The sequence below is a fragment of the Phocaeicola plebeius DSM 17135 genome (genome assembly GCF_000187895.1).
Classification (GTDB): Bacteria; Bacteroidota; Bacteroidia; order Bacteroidales; family Bacteroidaceae; genus Phocaeicola; species Phocaeicola plebeius.
Genome location: NZ_DS990119.1, coordinates 179,159 through 197,104, shown reverse-complemented (window position 1 = coordinate 197,104; position 17,946 = coordinate 179,159). Strand labels below are relative to the sequence as shown.

The window sequence follows — 17,946 nt, the reverse complement described above, 5'->3', positions numbered from 1 at the left end:
GATTATCCGTTGATTGTGACATAAACCACTTTCTTGGTCTCAAAAAATTCCTCTTCAAAATAATCCTTCAAATCATACATAAGTGTCTGGTGCTTTACAGGCATGACTTCCCGTTCCAGTTCACCGCCCTTCAGGCAAATCAGTCCGTTGGGGAGGGCATTGTGCTGTTCCTTCTTGATATTCTTGCGGATAATTTTCAGCAAGTCGGTCAGCGGCATGACGGCCCTACTTACCACGAAGTCGAACAATTGCTTTTCTTCCTCCGCACGGCAATGACGGGTAGTGACGTTCTTCAAGCCGATGGCATTGGCTATTTCAGTAGCCACCTTCACTTTCTTGCCGATACTGTCCACCAAATGGAAATGTGTTTCCGGAAAGAGAATAGCCAGCGGAATTCCAGGGAAACCACCGCCGGTACCCAAATCCATCACAGTCGTTTCCGGACGGAACTGCATGACCTTGGCAATACCCAGTGAATGCAGCACATGATGCTCATACAGGTTGGTAATGTCTTTTCGCGAAATCACGTTGATTTTGCTGTTCCAGTCGGTATATAGGTCATACAAAGCTGCAAACTGCTGTTGCTGAACCTCGCTCAGGTTCGGGAAATATTTTAAGATAATGTCCATGTGCGATTATTTCTTGATTAAATAAGTATTGATTTCTTCATAGGGAACCGTCAGTTGGAAACGTCCCATGTAATAAGGTGCAATGTCGTAGGTGTTATAAAGGAATGTCACTCCTTCTTTTTCGAACAGGAAGTTATCGGGCACATACAAGTCCGTGTCCAACAAGATACCTACCGCCTGAAGTCCCTCTACACAGGTCAAGGTATCTGTCTCCAGCTTTTTATTGGCTTCTGCCAGCAGTTTGTCCAGAATCAGCCGGCAAATATCCTCTTCAGTTCCTTTGGCAAACACTTCGCTCTTGTCCAGCTTTTTCCCATTGGCCGCATCGATGTTAACCCACTGTGCCCATGTGTTGGGATGTGCGCCTCCGGTATATTGGAAAGTAGTGACGGCATAATTCCATATACTGTCTTTACCTTCTTGCAGCTCCGAATTTATCTCATATTCGTAGTTATACCAGTTAGGAATTTCATCGGGCTTCATTCCGTTCTTCAAGTCGGTCTGATAACTTCCCTGCACATCCTTCAGGTAATCACCTGCCAGGCTTTCTTTGATAGACGAGACAAAGGCCCGTGGAGAAGCTGCTCCGGCATGTGCACTTGAAAAAGCATCTTCCAGCACCTGATTGATTACCTGTGTCAGTGAATCGTTCTTATCGGCCGACTTTAAATATTTAAAATTGATTTTTATCTGGCATTTAGGTGATTCCGTATTGGCTTCATCCAGATACACAGTTGTATCCATAGGAATGGAATCCACTGAAACTTCGTTTCCTCCGGCTGTCCCGTTTCCGATACACCCCGGTAGCATCATGGTGGAAAACAAGCCACACACGACAGAGGGGAATAATCCTCTTTGTATTTTTTTCATCATGTTCAGACGTTTTTCTCAAAAAAATGATTTCTCTGTCTACAAATATAGCATAACTTCCCGAATTGCGATGTAAAAAGGAATTCTTTTTGTAAATCTTTGCCATTCACACCAAAAAATTTTTTCTTTGCAAAATGTAACCTTTTAAGAATTGAATGCCATGATTACAATAGAAAACTGGGGACTCATCTCTTATTCTGAGGCTTGGGAACGACAAACTGCTCTCTTCGATGAACTCATTGATGCCAAGCTGAACGGAAAGCCTTATACCAACCGGATTATTTTCTGCCAGCATCCGCATGTCTACACCCTGGGCAAGCACGGAAAGGCAGCCAATATGCTGTTGAACCCCACACAGTTACAGACCATTCATGCCGAACTGTTTCAGGTAGACAGGGGAGGAGACATTACTTATCACGGACCGGGACAATGGGTGTGTTATCCGATTCTGAACCTGGAAGATTTTCACTTGGGTTTGAAGGAATACCTGCACCTGTTAGAGGAAGCGGTGATCCGTGTGTGCCGGACCTACGGCATAGAAACCGACAGAGTGCACGGAGCTACTGGTGTCTGGCTGGCTACGGGCACGCCCGAAGAACGTAAAATCTGTGCCATGGGGGTAAGAAGCAGCCATTTCGTTACGATGCACGGTCTTGCCCTGAACGTTAATACAGATTTAAGGTATTTCAGTTACATTCATCCCTGTGGGTTTATAGACAAGGGAGTCACTTCACTACAGGCTGAGTTACGGCAAGAAGTCCCGATGGATGAAGTGAGAGACAGACTGGAGCAACTGATTCTGGAATTATTAAAAGAAACGGCCTGACGTATTCGTCAAGCCGTTTTCTTTTTCCTTATTGCCGACTGGCAAAATAAGCTTTTATCTGTTCGTTTATTTGTTGCATACCTTTTATGGAAGGATGCCCTCCCTGCTTGTCGATTCCTTTCAGTTCGATGCAAGGCACGTGATAGTGTGCGCAGATGGTCTTTACAGACTCATTGATTTCTGGTTTCAGGTCGCAGTTCAACAGAAAATAAATCTCCACGTTGGGATAACGGTACTGCATGTGTTCCAGCATATAAGCCATGGCCGGACGGAAGCTGTACAAATCTTTTTTCGTCCAGTTTTCATACTGGTATTCACCGATGGGAGCCCCGGCCCAGCTGTCGTTCGTTGCTCCAAAAATGAAAATGAGGTCCGGACACCCCAGGTTGTTCATTCGTGTCACAAACGAGCGGTCGGAATAATCCTCTTTTCGGTAACCGGTGTGGCAGATGGTTGCACCCGAGAAAGAATTGTTTACGCACAGACGGTATCCGCTTTCCTTAATAAACTTATACCACCAGGTCTGGTCTACAGAACGGACATCGTTGTTTTTCCGCGGCTGCTGAAAGTACCACACGGCATTGGTATCAGGCTGAAGGTAATTCTCGAAAGTAGAGTACGAATCTCCTAAGATAGAAACAGCCTTCCGGGTCTGCGAAAATCCCATGGTGCAGACCAAAAGGAAGGAAAATAGCATTGCATACGTTTTTTTCATGATGTGTCATTTAAAGTTTTTACAAATGTACGCGATAAAAAACAAAACAAACAGAAAAAAGTGATACAAAAGTGGGGCATTTTGTCGGTATACAAGTAATTGGGGTATGATTATCCGTAATATGTATATCGTGTTTTCCGAAAAATCAGGATATTTTTGTAAAATAAAAATTGTATAACCCTTTCAAAACATAGCACATGGAACTAAATGATTTTTTGGCTCACGTAGCCATGCGTAAACCGCTTGACACACCCGAAATCATGGAATTGCTGAACCGCATGAGTGACGAAGCCCGCCGTATCACATTCGAACTGAACGGATCGTATCACACCATGGACGAAATCCGGGCACTGATGTCTCAGCTTTTCGGTCGGCCGGTAGACGACACTTTCCGGGTATTTCCTCCTTTTTATACGGATTTCGGAAAAAATATCCATATAGGAAAAGATGTGTTTATCAATGCCTGCTGTCATTTCCAGGACCAGGGTGGAGTGACACTGGGCGACGGTTGCCTGATTGGGCACAACGTGGTTTTCGCCACACTTAATCACGACATGAATCCGGAAAATCGTGCGGCCATGACACCGGCTCCCATCGTACTGGGAAAACGCGTATGGGTAGGCTCTAACAGCACCATTCTGCAGGGAGTCACCATTGGCGACAATGCCATCATCGCAGCCGGAGCCGTCGTAACGAAAGACGTGCCTGCCAATACCGTAGTAGGAGGTGTACCGGCCAAATTCATACGGAACATAGAATAATCAGGTTTCTTGATAGAATGATGTAAAAAAGCAAAGAAGATTATTTGCAAGCCTTTTTTCACCTTTTATGTTTCCCGATGCAGAACCGTATGTTTTCCTTGCGTAAACCGTATGTTTCTGCACCGGAAAACGTACGGCTCGCACGGGGAAAACCTGGAAAGAAGCGGCTTCTTTTTCCATTATGCCAAGGAGGCTTATAAAACATGCATGAAGTCACGACTTCCCTTAAAAAGACAACTTCATCGTCATGCGAATACCTGATTTCTGAATGTCCGGATTGTTCCTGTAATTCAAGCGCCATACGTAATCTATACGCAAGAATTTGAAAATATTTTCAATACCTACTCCCGCTTCCATGTAAGGTGCCTTTCCCATCATGAAGGTTCCTTCAGGAAACATGTACAGTCCTTCTTTATTGGAAGCGACCATAGGATTGTTCTTGTCCGTTAGATGTCCCCAAAGTCCCCTAAACGTAAATACTTCCCTCCATTTCAGCTTTTTTATCAGAGGAATCCGGTTGAGCAGATTTCCATTCATATAATACGTCACATCCCATGAAGCATATTCATCGTTCATGAATTCCAGCGCATTCATATTGGTATATGCTTCAGGCTGTATCGTGTACGTCAGATTGGCGTTCGGAAGAATGAGTAAAGGATAGGGCACCTTGCTCCATACCTTCCCAGCCTTGGCAATAAAATCAACATAACCAAAGGCGGAAAACCAGAACCGTTTTTGTACGCCTACATCTGTCCGCTGGTAATCATAGGAAGAACCCAGAAAACCTTTTTTAGCCATCACGTGACTCAAATTGAATATCAGGGCATCGTATGTAATGGGAACACGCTGTGTACGGGTTTGATAAAACTTTTCGTTCTTTCCATAACGGAAACGGAGTTCCAGGGCAGTCAGGTCATAACGGGTAACCGGTTTTACAGAGCCGTCGGATTCAAAGCGGTTAAATTCAGCATACGGTGTGGCATACTCACGCAGGTTACGGAGGACAGCCCCATACGACACTCCATTATAATGTTCTCTCGTATAAGTCAGTTCTGCTTTCCGCAGGTAGGTGGCACGTGTGTCCTTTTTCCGGCGGATGGCCAGCATCATGTTGTCCTTACTGGTGTACATATACTGTTGCCCCAGTTTGTTCAGGTCGTACATATATTCCAGCCGGAGAGAATGGATAGGGAATTCCAGTCTGTAATCTTTTCGGTCATTGAATGAATATTCTACCAGTGCGTCGTATTTGAGTTTCTGGTCTCTCGTACCGTAAGCCATATACCCGTCTGCCAGCCATCTTTTATGGAGCACGGGAGTGGTTCCTCCACCAACCCGAAAACGTGCCCCTTCAATGGCATTACCATTAAAGGTAGAGTTCATCGGGCCCAGATCGAACTTGTTTTTCAGAGGGTCCTTATTGGTAGGTATGTAACCTGACACAAGAATGCTGACAACCTTTTCCGTGAAATAAAACACAGGAACTGACCGTAACTTGGTCATCAGGTTATTCACGGAATTCGGATTCTTCCGTACTGCCTCGGGCGGACGAATCGTGTTCCAGTAACTATCCGGCTGACGATAGGCATTGGCCGCAAAAAGGGTAGGGGCACTTTCCTCAAATACCTGTGCAGTTTCCGCATCGGGTACATCGAACGAATGCTTGCGGTAAATATTCAGTCTTCGTGCATACATGCCCTTGGATTTCTCACTCAGCTTAAAGTTGACCTTGATATCATCTTTCGTAATCAGACGGGTACTGTCTGCCGTCCGCTCAAAAGTCTGTTCAATCGTCATGTGCGATACGAAATTCAAGTTAATGTCTTTCGGCACGTTCAGCACAGCCTTTTTGACGAAATAGGTTGAATCGAGCGTGACATACAAGTGTCCGGTAAATCCAAAAGTCTCTGAGTTGAAAGGCACGAACCCAAGGTCTACACAAGTTTGTCCTTCTACGGCCAGCGTGTCCAGCAAGTAATATTTGTAATAATTAGGGCCGATGCCGGAAAGCGGACTCACAAAGCGTTGCAAGAACAAGGGAATGTCATTCTTAAATATGTCCACTTCGCGAAAAGCCTCACCCAGGAACTGCTGTACCCCGTCGCGTGAAAACACTTCATCTACTCCCGATGACTGACTGCCTCTCACTACGTGTTTTTCCGACTTTGGATGCCGGCGATAATAAACGGTCTCGATCCGTTCTTTTTCCGACACGGGAAGAATGGTTGTTCCGTCATTCAGCGTATCCACGAATTCCTCCACAAAACTGAACTTTCCCTTTTTTCCTTTCTTTGGAGGCTTGGGAGTATATTCGTTCATGGCAAAAAGCACCTTTTCATAACGTTCGTAACTGAAGTAATCATGTGCATAGGGAGTGTTCAGCTTCTTCCGTTCAATGATTTCACGTACCAAGCGTACTGCCGGATTATCTTTCTTACGATACTTTTCCTTCGTGGGCTTGATTACGACCTCTCCAAGATGGATGCCACTGGGAGGTAATGAAATTTCCAGATGGGATTTCTTTTCGGGAATCAATATCATTTCACGCGAATCGTACCCCAGATAGGAAACAACCAGTATTTTCTTTCCTTTCGGTACAGAAAACGAGAAATGTCCGTCTGCATCGGTTGCGGTTCCCAAAGTCGTACCTTTAATCTGCAGGGCAGCATAAGGAAGCCCTTCACCCGTCACCGAATCTGTAACCAGTCCTTCCACGGTAATATCCTGTCCGTAAAATTTCAAAAAGAAAAAAGAGTAAATAAGCAGAAAACAAATCTTTTTATTCATTGCACACTGATAAATGTTACACTGCAAAGCTTATAGCATAAGCTTTGCTTCAAATTACAATTTAGAGGAAAGCTGCCGGCAAAATTTCTCATGGCAATGGCGCATGTATTTGCAAAGTCCCCCCATGACAATGATTTCAAAACAAAAATACAGCCAAGGCAGGTCTGCCAGACAACTGACGTAAAGCACGATGGCACGTGTATTGAAGGTAAGGATATTGGTCCATTTCATCAGGGGAAGTGACTGTGCGCGAAACTCATCCCGGAAAGAAGAGGGCACATGCTCCATGCCTTTGTATTTGGTACGTATTTTGTTTATCAGATGCTGGAAGTGAGGGGTCTGTGCTTCTTGTGTCCGGGTGTAATTGACATAAGTTTTCAGAAAAAGTTTCCAGAGCACATTTCCTTTCCAGGGCGTTTCATCATATATCTTTTGCTGCTGTGCGGCATTATCGAGCTCGCTGCCCGATTCTCCTTTCAGGAAGAACAGATGAATCTGGCGGTAATAATCGGCCAGACCGCACTGACGGCTGTGACATACAAATCCGGAATACAGTACTACAGCCAGCATGACCCATGCAGCAATACAGGCATTGGACGGCGTATGAGCGATGCCCAGCCAGCTGAACTCCAGGTCATGGTGTACATAAAACCGGTAAACCAGACTCAGGTAAATCGGAATGAACCATACCTCGCTGGCAGCCCCGTCAAGGATTCTTCCAAGACGTGTCTTCTGTCCCGTCATACGAGCCAGCTGTCCGTCGGCACTGTCGTAAAAATTGGCCCATGCCAGCAAGATGACTGCAATGATATTGTATAAAAGCCCCTCAGTTCCTTCTGTGCGGTAAGAGCCATGAGCAAAGAAAATGGCAGAACTTGCCCCAATAATCATGGACAGCACGGTGACCACATTGGGATGCACATGCAGCCGTTTGAAGAAAAGGGCCCATAAATATCCAATCGGACGTGTCCACACTTTGTCGAGCCACTCTTCTGTATCATTCGACTTATACGTTGATTTGACAGCTTCTTTTTTCATATCGATTATTCATTTGATTTTCGTTCCAGTTTCATTAACAGCAATCCGGTCAGGGTCCAGAGAAGCTCGCGTACCCTGCAGATTATTCCGATAAAAATACCAATCTCACCACTCATGCCCAGCAGTATTACCGACATGGCGAACCCTCCTTCACGTCCACCCACCTGCATAGGCATGAAGCCCAGCAAATTGGCAAACAAAGAGGTAAATGCCAGAATCAGAAAAGAGTATAAGAATACAAGTCCATAGCCTCCATTACCTCCGTCTATGCCGAACAATATCAGCATAAAAAATATTTCCAGGCTTTGCAGAAGTCTTCCTACATATTCCAGAAAAAAACTGGCGTAGAACGACCGTTTGTTCTGGTGGTGCAGTTCCGCTATCTGGGTATCTATCTTCAGCAGGTCTTCATGATGCTTCTCACCAAAGCGTTTTCCCCATCGACGGAGTACGGGAATACGTGCCACAAAGCGGAAAAAGCGCACCGCCAGTCCGTACTTGTAACCTCTCACAAAAAGGTAAATACCCCCGCTACAAAAGAGAATCGCAAAAGCCATACCCCACGCGATTGCTCCGTTCAAAGGTACCAGGTGATTCATGCCCAGCAGAAAATACACTCCCACAGCCGTCAGCCAAAACCAGAAATGGCTGAATATGTGCATCATGGAAAAAAGGATGACGGAAGAGGTCGCTTTTTTCACGTCCATGAACTGCGACACAGACATAATCTTGTAAGCCTCGCCTCCCAGCAGACCGATTGGAGTGACAGAATTTAAGGCAAAACCGGTTACCGTATATTTTACCAGCCTTCCAAATCTGACCGGGCAACGGCCGTTGCTCCGGAGAATCACTCTCCAGGCCAGTGCGTTCAAGGTGTAAAGCATGAACCATAAGCCTACGATTGCTGCCAGCCAGTAGCTGGCTTTCCGGATATCCAGCCAGAGCTGGGAAAAACTGACCTCAAAAGAGCAGCACATAATGACTACGGCCACAAGACCTATTATAAAAAACAGGTCGTTCACACGTTTCTTCATTTCCCAGAATTTTGTGATGTGATTTACTGTGGTTCATCCAGCGACAAGTATTGCCGCTGCCAGTCCTGATAGTAGGAAGGAAGTTCGGTCATTAACTCTCCCTGTGCATCGATAAACAACTGAGTCGTGCTTCCTTCCGCACACAAGGTATGATCGCTCTCACGATAAACCTGGTAAGTATAATCCAGTCTCGCTCCAAGTTTATACAAATAATGTGTGTGAATCTCCACTCGCTCATTCAGGAAAAGAGGGGCGTAATATCTTACTTTTACGTCATAAACCGGTGCATAGATTCCGGCACGCTGCATGTCGGCGTAACCGATACCCGGATAATGTCTTCCAAAAGATTCTCTTCCATCCTCGAAATAGGTGAGATACGTTCCGTGCCACACTCTGCGCATGGAATCAATCTCACTGAACCTCACCTGTACATGGCAAATATCTTCCAATTCTTTCATGTCAGTTTATATTAAAGACTGCACTATCCAGACTGCCGTTCTGCACATATCCGGATAAATCATAGACGACATAATTTTCTCCCTTCTCATTGATGCGTAAAGTCTTGAGCTTATGTGTCCGTGCATCGAGGGTCAGTTCAAAAGATGTGAACGGCATTCTTTTCCGGGCCTTTGCATCCAAGGTCGGCACAATCTGGATGACCTGACCTTGACGGCTTACCTGAATGTCTGAATGTCCGGCCATATCGGGTAACGCAGTCTGACAAATCACGGCTTGTAAAACCTTTTGCAATACACCAAACAGTTCTTGCATCTTTCCTTTGGCCACTTGCTTTTTCCCTTTTTCCACCATGACATAGGTAGTGCCGTTCATGAGCAACATGTCTTTCCGGTCATTGAAAATCATACAGATTTTATCCGGACGCTGGAAATAAAAATGCCCCTCAGCCGTGGCATCTTTTACCAGAAGGACATTATGGCTGGTACGGGTCACATCGGCTTTGAATGTTGTCACATCCGACTGGGCAAACACCCTCGTAACGGAGAATATAAGCACGAACTGCCATACGATATATTTACAGATTCCTTTCCTCATGTGTAAAGTCCTCCACAGATTGAAATCACATCTCCCGTAATATAGCCAGCTACATTGGAAACCAGAAAACCGACCACTTCGGCCACTTCTTCCGGAGTGCCGAAACGGTTGGCCGGAATTGTTTTCCGTAAGGCTTCCTCGTCCAGTCCTTCTACCATGTCCGTCTTGATAAAGCCGGGAGCTACCGCATTGACCGTGATATTCTTGCAGGCCACTTCCTTAGCCAGTGCCTTTGTAGCAGCTATCAATCCCCCTTTGGCAGCGGAGTAGTTGGTCTGTCCCTGTATTCCACTCAAGCCACTGACACTTGCCATGTTGACAATACGTCCATACTTACGGCGCATCATAGACGGCAGGAGCAACTGAGTCACATTGTAAAATCCTTTCAGCGTAATATCAAGCACCTGATTCCAGTCTTCTTGCGGCATAAGTGCCAGAATGTTATCGCGTCTGATACCGGCATTGTTTACCAATACTTCTATGTAACAGCCAGGATGAGCATCCTGCCATTCTTCTATTGTTTTTCGCACCTGTTCTCCGTTACTTACATCAAACATCATGATTTCACCATCTTGTCCTGCCAGTCTTACCAGCTCAAGTGTTTTCAAAGCCTCAGGCAGATTATTCACGCAATTAACGATGACATAATAGCCCATACAAGCCAGTTTTACGCATACGGCACGCCCGATTCCCCGGCTGCCGCCAGTTACCAATGCATACTTCATAAAGCAAATTATTTTAATTGGTTCCACATATATTCTTTTCCCAGTATCTCTGCACAGGTATACATGGCAGTCATCGTAACCCCGTGTATTCCATGCAACACCAGATTTTGTCCGGTCAGCAGCAGATTGGGTAGGGGAGTCCGTGGAGAAAGTACAGTCATCATCGGATTGCGATAGTCTTTTCGTATCCCATAAGCCGCTCCTTCCGGAGTTCCCGTGTAATCGCGATAGGTCAGCGGAGTGCTGACATAAACCTGTTCCACCATCTTTTTAAGATTGGGAATAAAACGTGCCGCCAGCTCCATACATTCATCGGCCAGCCGTTGCTTCATTTCCTGATAGTCCTGTCCCCGGTGTCCGATGGAAGACTGTGCCCACCGCATGCATTTATCCCATGTCAGCGGAGTAAGCAAATCTATCTGCCGCAGGTATTCACTCTCATCCTCCGGCGGACGTGCTGTAATCAGAAGTCCGTTTATAGAAATGGTATCCTGATAGAATGTCCATACGTCTGCACGTCTGTATACATACTGGTTCCAGTTGAAATACTTCATCACATGAGGCTTGATAACCAGTGAAACCGTAAGCATGCCAAACGTATTTTCCAATGCTCCTATACGTCTGCGATAAATGCTTCGCAAAGATTCAGCCGGCTTGATCCAACTGCAGGTAACTGCCGGATGCACATCGCTGATAAAGCATTTTCCCTCATACACCTGCCCATTGGAGCACCGGGCACAGGTAAGCTCTCCGTTCTTTTCAATCAGTTCTTCCACCTTTGCGCGGCAGATGATTTCACCCCCTTGCTCCCGGATATCCTGAATCAATGAACCGGCAATGAGTGAACCCGGTCCTTTCAGTCGCCAGCTGCTTTCTATGAAACTGGCATTTCCATGCAAGAATGTAAACAAAGGTAAGGTCTCTTTTCGCAGTTCCATTTTCAGGGAAGTGGCACTCAGCACATTAACCAGCATGGAATTATGAAACGTGTGGGTCAGGTATTGCCATGCACCAGTCTCAAAAAGCGCCAAAGGCGCAGATGCTGATTCTGGATTTAGCAGTTCAAGTTGTGTCTGCTCCGTCTGTTTAAGCAATTGAACGTATTGTTGCAGTGCTTCCCGTTCGTGAGGAAAATGCTGTTGCAGGTTTTCCCTGAAATTCTCATAGCCTTGCATGAACGAGAACTCTTCTTCGCCAATCAGTATCCGGTCAAACGCATCATCCAGTTTCTTCCAAGGGAGAGCCATTAACCCCAGCATGCTAAATGCAGCATGCAAGAACTGTCCTTCTTCAAGGCCTCCCACATAATGAAATCCCGTATCAAATGTCAGACCGTTCCGTCTGTAGCTTTGAACGCATCCTCCGGGCTGTGCTTCTTTTTCAAGCACCAGCACACGCTTTCCTGCTTTTGACAGGATATGAGCGCACTCCAGTCCGCCCAGCCCGCTTCCTATAATAACTACATCGTATTTCATCTAGGTCTCCTTTCTTGCATCATTCTGAATATGGCAGGTTGCAGCACGTACGACAGCACTACGGACGAAACCAGTCCCACCAGTGTACAGAATCCTACAGAAGAAATGGCGGGATGCCGGGCAAACATCATGGACCCTACGGTAATAATCAGGATAACCGCACTGAAAAAGATGGCAGTCTTATGATATTTCAGTAAATCCGGATTATTTCCCTTGTCCAAGAGTCCGCTCATGACAAATATGCTATAGTCTACCCCGATACCGAAAATGAAGGTAGAAATCACCACGCTGACAAGATTGAACTGTTTGCCAAAGATGACCATGGCACCTAACACAATGAACCAGCTCAGCAAGATAGGCATGAAGCCCAGCAGGGTATAACGGATATTCCCGCGGAAACTCAGCCATAATATGACAAACACGAAAAGCATGGAAATCCATTGTAACAGATTGAAGTCCTTGCTCATCTGTGTGAGTGTATCCGTCGTATAGTAATACGTGTCGAGCACCAGTAAATTGGGCAGGGAAGCAACAGCATCACAAATCCGGTGATAATCGCTTTGACTGCTACGCACGGAATCGTTTGCACATCTCACCGAGGTAAAGCAAAGATATTCTCCATTGTATGACTGTTCCATCAAAGTGGACAAATAACCTTGCGGAATAATCCCTGCATCGTAAAGCGCATCCGGCTTATAATCGGCTGTAGCCAACTCAAAAAACGGTTGAAATGCCTCCGGTCGAAGCCCTGCCTCGGGAGCTGTTTTTTCAATCAGCTGACGGACACATTGCAGACGCTGGTCTGTCCAGAAATTTTTCCAGGCATGAATGCGTGCCTGCTGTACGTCCAACGGAACGAAAAACATTCCCGTGCGTGTATAACTTTTCACCAGCCCTTCCTTCTGCAAGGAGTCCAGGCGGTTATTCAGGCTCTCAAAATGATGAATGGCTTCTTCCATAGTCCGTCCGGAACTGGCAAAATATTTTTGTTTGTCACCCGTATACGTTTTGGTACGCAACAGATTTTCTGAATAGGACGTTATCCCGGCTTTATATCCGAGGTCGTGCATGTCTGCATCGAATCGGGTCCCTCCCATAAAGTAAAAGAACGTACATACCACTGTCAGAACAACCAGCACGGCGATAAGCGGTTTATTCCGGTCAAACGGATAGGCATTCACTTTCTCAATCAATGAGAATGCCCGTTTGTTTATTCTGTTCTTCGCAGGATTAAGTAACTGTGGCAGGTAGAACAAACTGAAAGCGGTAGTTCCGAGAATGCTTAGTGAAGCAAATAAGCCGAAATCGCGCAACAGTTCTGTCTGCACGAAAACGAGTCCCATAAAAGAACCAATGGTCGTGATACAGCCCAAACAGACTGGTCGTACCTGGTCGCGAAGTACCTGTTCCGGATTGCCGACAAACTTATAGTGCGTAAGTATATGAAGCACATAGCTGAAGGCCACACCCAGTACCACCGCGCCGATACCAAGTGCAAGCAGTGAAAATTCTCCTTTTATGAAGTACATGCCCGCCAGTCCGAATAGTACTCCGAAAAGAACCGGCAGCAACAAGAGGGGCAGGGTATCATAATTGCGGAAACAGAATAAGATGAACAGCAAGACCAGTACCAATGCTCCGGCAATGGTATTCTTCAAGTCGGACTTGATTTGTGCAGCATTGTAAAATCCGCTGGCCGGAGTTCCATGATAACAGATTTTTACGTCTGGATTCGATGCGGAGAAAGCTTCAATCTGTGTATTCAGCATCTGAAACAAACTTGCTCCCTGGCCCGTATTCGTGGCAGAATAGCGAGGGGTAAGAAAAGCTACACAGACTGTGGAATCAGGAACAAAGAAATGTCCGTCAATAATTTTATAGCCACTCCCGCTGCCTTCAGTCAGTGGCTTGAACTGACGCATAAGTTCCTTACGCAGTCCGAGAGGGTCTATCTGTATCAGTTCCGGATACATGTTTCCCCATGAAGACTCCAGATCCTGACGGTTTACTTTCATCTGACATGCCAGATGAGAATCAGTCAGCATGGTATCAATTGCGGCATAAAAACTGGTGTCAATGTATGCTGGCAGATGAGCTCCGAGATAGTCGATGGCATCGGGCAACAATTCATCCGGCAAGCAATAGAAAATATCCTCCAGCATTCGACTTGAAGAATCCAGTGCGGCTTCTTTCTGTAGCAGCGAATCGACAAAGGCATCGCATGTTTCAATGATATGGGCCACAGATGCTCCGTCTTTTCCCTCAAAAAGCAGAAAAGTCTTATCTTTAATCTTTAGGTTGGCAAAAGCCAGTTTGGTGCTTCCGTCTTCGTTGGTAGAAGCCGGGAACAATTTGTTGATGTCTTCTTCCAGATGAATCTGAGCTGCAAAGAAACCGCAACAGACAAACCAGGCAATCATTGAAATCCAGCAGACAGTGCGGTGACTGCGGAAATAATGGTATACCTTTAAACACAATTCTGTCATACCCTCATCAATCCTTTAAATTCTACATACACTTTTGCTTCCTCACTTATCCGAGCTGTTACCCTGAACCCTTCTTCCACGGGACATACTCCAACCGTTACATTAACTTCCGGACAAATAGACGGAGCGGCCATTGCAAGGAAACGGCATTGCTTGATAGAAACTATAGACAGTTTTTTTCCCGTCAGACGCATGGCACATTCCTTTATCGTCTCAATATGACAAACACCCGGACACACCGGATTATCCGGAAAATGGCCGCGGTAAATATCGCAATCCGGTAACAAACGAAGACGAAATATCCCTTCTTGCTGGTTCATCTTCATTTCCTTTATTTGATAATATTTGTTTTCGAGAAGCATCTTATCCAGATATTTAATCATTAGGACTGATATATATTTTCATTTGAAGTTCTGCTATCCGCCGGTCTGATACCCACGTTTCACCATTTACGCAGACAATATCACCAAACACATCTTCACGCGTCACTGTCGTTCTCATCACGTCGCCCACACTGGCAGTGCCATAACTACGGAAATTGCGAATCTCGCCAATATAGCCCACCGGCACACTTGAATTTCCTTGTTCTCGTGACAGATAACCGGCGAGTGCCGAAGCTGACTGAGCAATGTGCTCAATCACTCCGGCTTCCGCCAGCACCCCGTCTGAGTCCAAAAGATAATTATCCGGTTGAACGACAAAAAGAGTTACAGCTGTTTCTCCATCCACATTCAGAAGTTCATCAACCATCCTGAATGGGGCACGCTGAGGAATCAGCTGTTCAATCTCATACTTATTCATTTGGAAGATGTGATTCAATATAATCGTACAAATCAGTGAAAGTATGAATATTACGCAAGTCGGTTACCGGAATCTTAATCTTATACGTATGTTGAATGAGAGCGACCAGGTCTACCAGACTCAGACTATCCAATGAAAGCGTGTCGCGTACATTGGCATCGGGAGTAAAAAGAGCAGAATCAACTTCAAATTCTTCAGAGAGCAGTGTGTTTACTTTTTCAATAATGTCGTTACGTGTCATAAGGCAATTCAATTTTATTATTTCAATTATAGATTTCTTACAATAAGAGTAGAATTGGTTCCTCCGAATCCGAAGGAGTTAGACAGAAACATGTCGAATCCAATCTCACGTGTTTCAGGCAGAATGTGAAGACAAGCTGTATTTTCGTCAGGACGTTCAAAATTGATATTGCCTGCAATAAAGCCGTTCTTCATCATCAGAATGGAATAAATCAACTCACTGGCTCCTGCCATCCACATTTCATGTCCGGTCTGGCTCTTGGTAGAAGTGACAGGTACCCGATAATCTCCAAACACACGGGCAATGGCCTGCGCTTCACGTGCATCGCCGATTCGTGTAGAAGTAGCGTGCGCATTGACATAGCCAATCTGTTGTGGAGTCACTCCACCATGCTGCAGGCAAAGTTCCAGCGAACGGGCAGGACCTTCCACATTAGGGGTAGAAATATGGTCGCCGTTACCGGAGAATCCCCAGCTTACAATTTCTGCCAATATGGGTGCCCCTCGTTTCAAGGCATGCTCGTAACTTTCTACGACAAGGGTTGCGGCTCCGCCCCCTGGTACCAGTCCGTCCCGGTCGGCATCAAACGGACGACTGGCCTTTTCCGGTGCATCCTCACGAGTAGAGAAAGACTGAATTCCATCGAATGCAGCCACTCCGTAAAGATTGGCTTCCTGTGCTCCACCACATACGATACAGTCCTGCAACCCATCGCGAATCAGGAGATAAGCCAGCCCTACAGACTGTGAACCGGATGCACATGCAGCCGAAGAAGTCAGGTTAATTCCTTTCAAACGGAACAGGCAGGCCAGGTTCATTGTAACCGTGGAGTTCATGGACTGGAAGATAGCCCCACTGCCACAAGCTGAAGTGTCTTTGTATTCACGGAAGTTATCCAGTGAACGCATTGTAGACTCTGCCACAGAATCATTGCCATAAATGATTCCCACCTCATGACGGTCTATGTAATCCTGATCCAGTCGGGCATGTTCCAATGCCGCCCGGGTAGCCATATAAGCATATTGCGCCTCTTCCGGCATAAATTGACGTAAGTTCCGTGAAACAAACGGTTTCAAATCAGGACGCTCTACTGATGCACACAAGGCAGAACGGAATCCGGCATCCTTGCGTTCCTGGCTGAACACGATACCGCTCTTTCCGGTGTACAGAGCATTACATACATCGTCGAGCGTCGTTCCCAGGCATGACCATATTCCCATGCCTGTAATCACAACTCTTCTTTCCATATTGTTTTTGGTGATTTTATAGTTTCTTCTTATAACATCTTCTTCGCTTGGTGTACGTGGGATTCAGCGGTTTCCATTGCGACAGTTCCCTTACATTAGTTTCAAGCTGAGGACCGGTTTCTGCATAGCGGAAACGGTAGCGATTGTAAATAGGAATCAAATCATTGAAAAACAAAGCATTCACTCCCAGTCCCTGATAATCCGGGCGTACGGCAATGAGCAGCATCTCTACCTTTTCTTCCCGTTTCCATTTCAAGGCTTTTACGAGGTGATACCATCCAAAGGGAAACAATCTTCCTTTGGCTTTCTGCAAAGCATGAGAGAGGCTTCCCATGGTAATGGCCACCCCGATAAGTTCACCTTTCTCGTTTTCCACCACCGGAATGAGCTGTTTGTCAATCAAAGGCAAATAACGGTCCACGTATTCATCAATTTGCCTGCCGGACAACTCCGTATAGCCAAAGAGTGGAGCGTAAGCCTGATTCAATAATTCGAAGACCTTTCTTCCATATCCTTTCTTATAAATGTCTGCATGAGTCAGCTTACGCACGTTCAAGTCAAACATTTCTTTTGCAAGGTTCGCCACCCGCGCATATTTTGGCGGAATTTCCTTTGGAATCTCGATACATACCTGAATCCAGTCCACCTCTTTCTCATAGCCTAACGCTTCCAGATGACGAGGATAGTAAGGAGGATTATAAATCGTAATCATGGAACCAAGCTGGTCAAAATCTTCCATCAGCATGCCTTCTTTGTCGAAGTCAAAGATTCCCATCGGTCCTTGTATCTGCTCCATTCCATGCTCCTTTCCCCACATTTCAACGGCAGAAAGCAAAGCCGCAGAAACCTCCGGATTGTCTATAAACTCAATGAATCCGAAACGGACATTCAGGGTATGCCATTTCTCGTTTGCACGATGATTGATAATACCCACAATGCGTCCTACCACATCTTCTTGCTCATCATAAGCTAGAAAAGGTTGAATGTCAGTAAACTCCAGTCCGGCATTCTTATGTGGGTCAAACGTGTCATAAATGTCGGATTCCAGGTCAGGTACATAATAAGGATTCCCCGCATATAACTTGCGGGGAAGTCGTACGAAATCATCCATTTCGCACTTAGAAGTTACTTTTTTTACACTGATTTTAGCCATAACGGAGGTGAAATTACAAAAGTTTTTCAGACTTGAACAACCCCGTAATTGCTTATACTCCTTATGGAACAGTATTGAAGAATTCAAGGCTATTTTCGGTTTTGT

18 protein-coding genes are annotated in these 17,946 nt (G+C 45.7%); 2 read left to right on the top strand and 16 right to left on the bottom strand.

Annotated features, from left to right (window positions below):
- Nucleotides 1-2: 2 nt before the first annotated feature.
- Nucleotides 3-629 carry a 16S rRNA (guanine(527)-N(7))-methyltransferase RsmG gene (gene rsmG / locus BACPLE_RS02095; protein ID WP_007558474.1) on the bottom strand — a complete coding sequence of 209 codons (627 nt, stop codon included), beginning with the start codon at nucleotides 627-629 and terminating at the stop codon, nucleotides 3-5.
- Between the two features lie 6 nt (nucleotides 630-635).
- Nucleotides 636-1,502, bottom strand: coding sequence for a DUF3298 and DUF4163 domain-containing protein (locus BACPLE_RS02090; protein WP_007558472.1), 867 nt, complete (start codon nucleotides 1,500-1,502; stop codon nucleotides 636-638).
- 157 nt (nucleotides 1,503-1,659) lie between these two features.
- Between BACPLE_RS02090 and lipB the strand changes: the two genes are divergently transcribed.
- The gene (gene lipB, locus BACPLE_RS02085; protein ID WP_007558469.1) at nucleotides 1,660-2,325 is read left to right on the top strand and encodes a lipoyl(octanoyl) transferase LipB; all 666 of its coding nucleotides are present in this window, start codon (nucleotides 1,660-1,662) and stop codon (nucleotides 2,323-2,325) included.
- 28 nt (nucleotides 2,326-2,353) lie between these two features.
- Here lipB and BACPLE_RS02080 read toward each other — a convergent pair whose 3' ends face one another.
- Nucleotides 2,354-3,040, bottom strand: coding sequence for an SGNH/GDSL hydrolase family protein (locus tag BACPLE_RS02080; protein WP_007558468.1), 687 nt, complete (start codon nucleotides 3,038-3,040; stop codon nucleotides 2,354-2,356).
- 197 nt (nucleotides 3,041-3,237) lie between these two features.
- Between BACPLE_RS02080 and BACPLE_RS02075 the strand changes: the two genes are divergently transcribed.
- Nucleotides 3,238-3,801 (top strand): sugar O-acetyltransferase, encoded by a 564-nt coding sequence (locus BACPLE_RS02075; RefSeq protein ID WP_007558465.1) that lies wholly within the window; start codon nucleotides 3,238-3,240, stop codon nucleotides 3,799-3,801.
- Between the two features lie 225 nt (nucleotides 3,802-4,026).
- On the opposite strand, the gene BACPLE_RS02065 is transcribed toward BACPLE_RS02075, so the two are convergent.
- The 13 genes from BACPLE_RS02065 to BACPLE_RS02005 are packed head-to-tail and all read right to left on the bottom strand — an operon-like array spanning nucleotide 4,027 to nucleotide 17,841.
- On the bottom strand, nucleotides 4,027-6,588 hold the full coding sequence (locus BACPLE_RS02065) for a DUF5686 and carboxypeptidase-like regulatory domain-containing protein (RefSeq protein ID WP_007558460.1): 2,562 nt from the start codon (nucleotides 6,586-6,588) through the stop codon (nucleotides 4,027-4,029).
- A gap of 54 nt (nucleotides 6,589-6,642) precedes the next feature.
- A complete protein-coding gene (locus BACPLE_RS02060; RefSeq protein ID WP_007558458.1) occupies nucleotides 6,643-7,626 on the bottom strand; it encodes a CDP-alcohol phosphatidyltransferase family protein in 984 nt (327 codons plus the stop codon).
- Nucleotides 7,627-7,631: 5 nt separating this feature from the next.
- Nucleotides 7,632-8,660 (bottom strand): lysylphosphatidylglycerol synthase transmembrane domain-containing protein, encoded by a 1,029-nt coding sequence (locus BACPLE_RS02055; RefSeq protein WP_007558456.1) that lies wholly within the window; start codon nucleotides 8,658-8,660, stop codon nucleotides 7,632-7,634.
- A 23-nt stretch (nucleotides 8,661-8,683) separates the two neighbouring features.
- Nucleotides 8,684-9,118, bottom strand: a complete 435-nt coding sequence (locus BACPLE_RS02050) for an acyl-CoA thioesterase (RefSeq protein WP_007558454.1) — start codon at nucleotides 9,116-9,118, stop codon at nucleotides 8,684-8,686.
- Between the two features lies 1 nt (nucleotide 9,119).
- Nucleotides 9,120-9,713, bottom strand: a complete 594-nt coding sequence (locus BACPLE_RS02045) for an outer membrane lipoprotein carrier protein LolA (RefSeq protein WP_007558453.1) — start codon at nucleotides 9,711-9,713, stop codon at nucleotides 9,120-9,122.
- A complete protein-coding gene (fabG, locus tag BACPLE_RS02040; protein ID WP_007558451.1) occupies nucleotides 9,710-10,438 on the bottom strand; it encodes a 3-oxoacyl-ACP reductase FabG in 729 nt (242 codons plus the stop codon). Before fabG ends, BACPLE_RS02045 begins: the two co-directional genes overlap by 4 nt.
- A gap of 8 nt (nucleotides 10,439-10,446) precedes the next feature.
- Complete coding sequence (locus BACPLE_RS02035; RefSeq protein ID WP_007558449.1) at nucleotides 10,447-11,913, bottom strand: phytoene desaturase family protein; 1,467 nt, start codon at nucleotides 11,911-11,913, stop codon at nucleotides 10,447-10,449.
- The gene (locus BACPLE_RS02030; protein WP_040312329.1) at nucleotides 11,910-14,399 is read right to left on the bottom strand and encodes an MMPL family transporter; all 2,490 of its coding nucleotides are present in this window, start codon (nucleotides 14,397-14,399) and stop codon (nucleotides 11,910-11,912) included. Before BACPLE_RS02030 ends, BACPLE_RS02035 begins: the two co-directional genes overlap by 4 nt.
- Nucleotides 14,396-14,782 (bottom strand): ApeI family dehydratase, encoded by a 387-nt coding sequence (locus BACPLE_RS02025; RefSeq protein WP_007558444.1) that lies wholly within the window; start codon nucleotides 14,780-14,782, stop codon nucleotides 14,396-14,398. The genes BACPLE_RS02030 and BACPLE_RS02025 overlap by 4 nt, the downstream gene beginning before the upstream one ends.
- Nucleotides 14,775-15,200 (bottom strand): hypothetical protein, encoded by a 426-nt coding sequence (locus BACPLE_RS02020; protein WP_007558442.1) that lies wholly within the window; start codon nucleotides 15,198-15,200, stop codon nucleotides 14,775-14,777. The genes BACPLE_RS02025 and BACPLE_RS02020 overlap by 8 nt, the downstream gene beginning before the upstream one ends.
- The gene (locus BACPLE_RS02015) at nucleotides 15,193-15,441 is read right to left on the bottom strand and encodes an acyl carrier protein (RefSeq protein ID WP_007558440.1); all 249 of its coding nucleotides are present in this window, start codon (nucleotides 15,439-15,441) and stop codon (nucleotides 15,193-15,195) included. The genes BACPLE_RS02020 and BACPLE_RS02015 overlap by 8 nt, the downstream gene beginning before the upstream one ends.
- Before the next feature lie 26 nt (nucleotides 15,442-15,467).
- Nucleotides 15,468-16,688 carry a beta-ketoacyl-[acyl-carrier-protein] synthase family protein gene (locus BACPLE_RS02010; protein WP_007558439.1) on the bottom strand — a complete coding sequence of 407 codons (1,221 nt, stop codon included), beginning with the start codon at nucleotides 16,686-16,688 and terminating at the stop codon, nucleotides 15,468-15,470.
- Between the two features lie 16 nt (nucleotides 16,689-16,704).
- Entirely contained in the window at nucleotides 16,705-17,841 is a 1,137-nt protein-coding gene (locus tag BACPLE_RS02005) for a hypothetical protein (protein ID WP_007558437.1), read from the bottom strand.
- Nucleotides 17,842-17,946: the final 105 nt, after the last annotated feature.

Coding starts and splice junctions, on each gene's coding strand:
- BACPLE_RS02055 (WP_007558456.1), bottom strand. CDS start 8,660: ATGAAGAAACGTGTGAACGACCTGTTTTTTATAATAGGTCTTGTGGCC.
- fabG (WP_007558451.1), bottom strand. CDS start 10,438: ATGAAGTATGCATTGGTAACTGGCGGCAGCCGGGGAATCGGGCGTGCC.
- rsmG (WP_007558474.1), bottom strand. CDS start 629: ATGGACATTATCTTAAAATATTTCCCGAACCTGAGCGAGGTTCAGCAA.
- BACPLE_RS02090 (WP_007558472.1), bottom strand. CDS start 1,502: ATGATGAAAAAAATACAAAGAGGATTATTCCCCTCTGTCGTGTGTGGC.
- BACPLE_RS02045 (WP_007558453.1), bottom strand. CDS start 9,713: ATGAGGAAAGGAATCTGTAAATATATCGTATGGCAGTTCGTGCTTATA.
- BACPLE_RS02035 (WP_007558449.1), bottom strand. CDS start 11,913: ATGAAATACGATGTAGTTATTATAGGAAGCGGGCTGGGCGGACTGGAG.
- BACPLE_RS02030 (WP_040312329.1), bottom strand. CDS start 14,399: ATGACAGAATTGTGTTTAAAGGTATACCATTATTTCCGCAGTCACCGC.
- BACPLE_RS02065 (WP_007558460.1), bottom strand. CDS start 6,588: ATGAATAAAAAGATTTGTTTTCTGCTTATTTACTCTTTTTTCTTTTTG.
- BACPLE_RS02015 (WP_007558440.1), bottom strand. CDS start 15,441: ATGACACGTAACGACATTATTGAAAAAGTAAACACACTGCTCTCTGAA.
- BACPLE_RS02005 (WP_007558437.1), bottom strand. CDS start 17,841: ATGGCTAAAATCAGTGTAAAAAAAGTAACTTCTAAGTGCGAAATGGAT.
- BACPLE_RS02060 (WP_007558458.1), bottom strand. CDS start 7,626: ATGAAAAAAGAAGCTGTCAAATCAACGTATAAGTCGAATGATACAGAA.
- BACPLE_RS02050 (WP_007558454.1), bottom strand. CDS start 9,118: ATGAAAGAATTGGAAGATATTTGCCATGTACAGGTGAGGTTCAGTGAG.
- BACPLE_RS02080 (WP_007558468.1), bottom strand. CDS start 3,040: ATGAAAAAAACGTATGCAATGCTATTTTCCTTCCTTTTGGTCTGCACC.
- BACPLE_RS02075 (WP_007558465.1), top strand. CDS start 3,238: ATGGAACTAAATGATTTTTTGGCTCACGTAGCCATGCGTAAACCGCTT.
- lipB (WP_007558469.1), top strand. CDS start 1,660: ATGATTACAATAGAAAACTGGGGACTCATCTCTTATTCTGAGGCTTGG.
- BACPLE_RS02010 (WP_007558439.1), bottom strand. CDS start 16,688: ATGGAAAGAAGAGTTGTGATTACAGGCATGGGAATATGGTCATGCCTG.
- BACPLE_RS02020 (WP_007558442.1), bottom strand. CDS start 15,200: ATGAATAAGTATGAGATTGAACAGCTGATTCCTCAGCGTGCCCCATTC.
- BACPLE_RS02025 (WP_007558444.1), bottom strand. CDS start 14,782: ATGATTAAATATCTGGATAAGATGCTTCTCGAAAACAAATATTATCAA.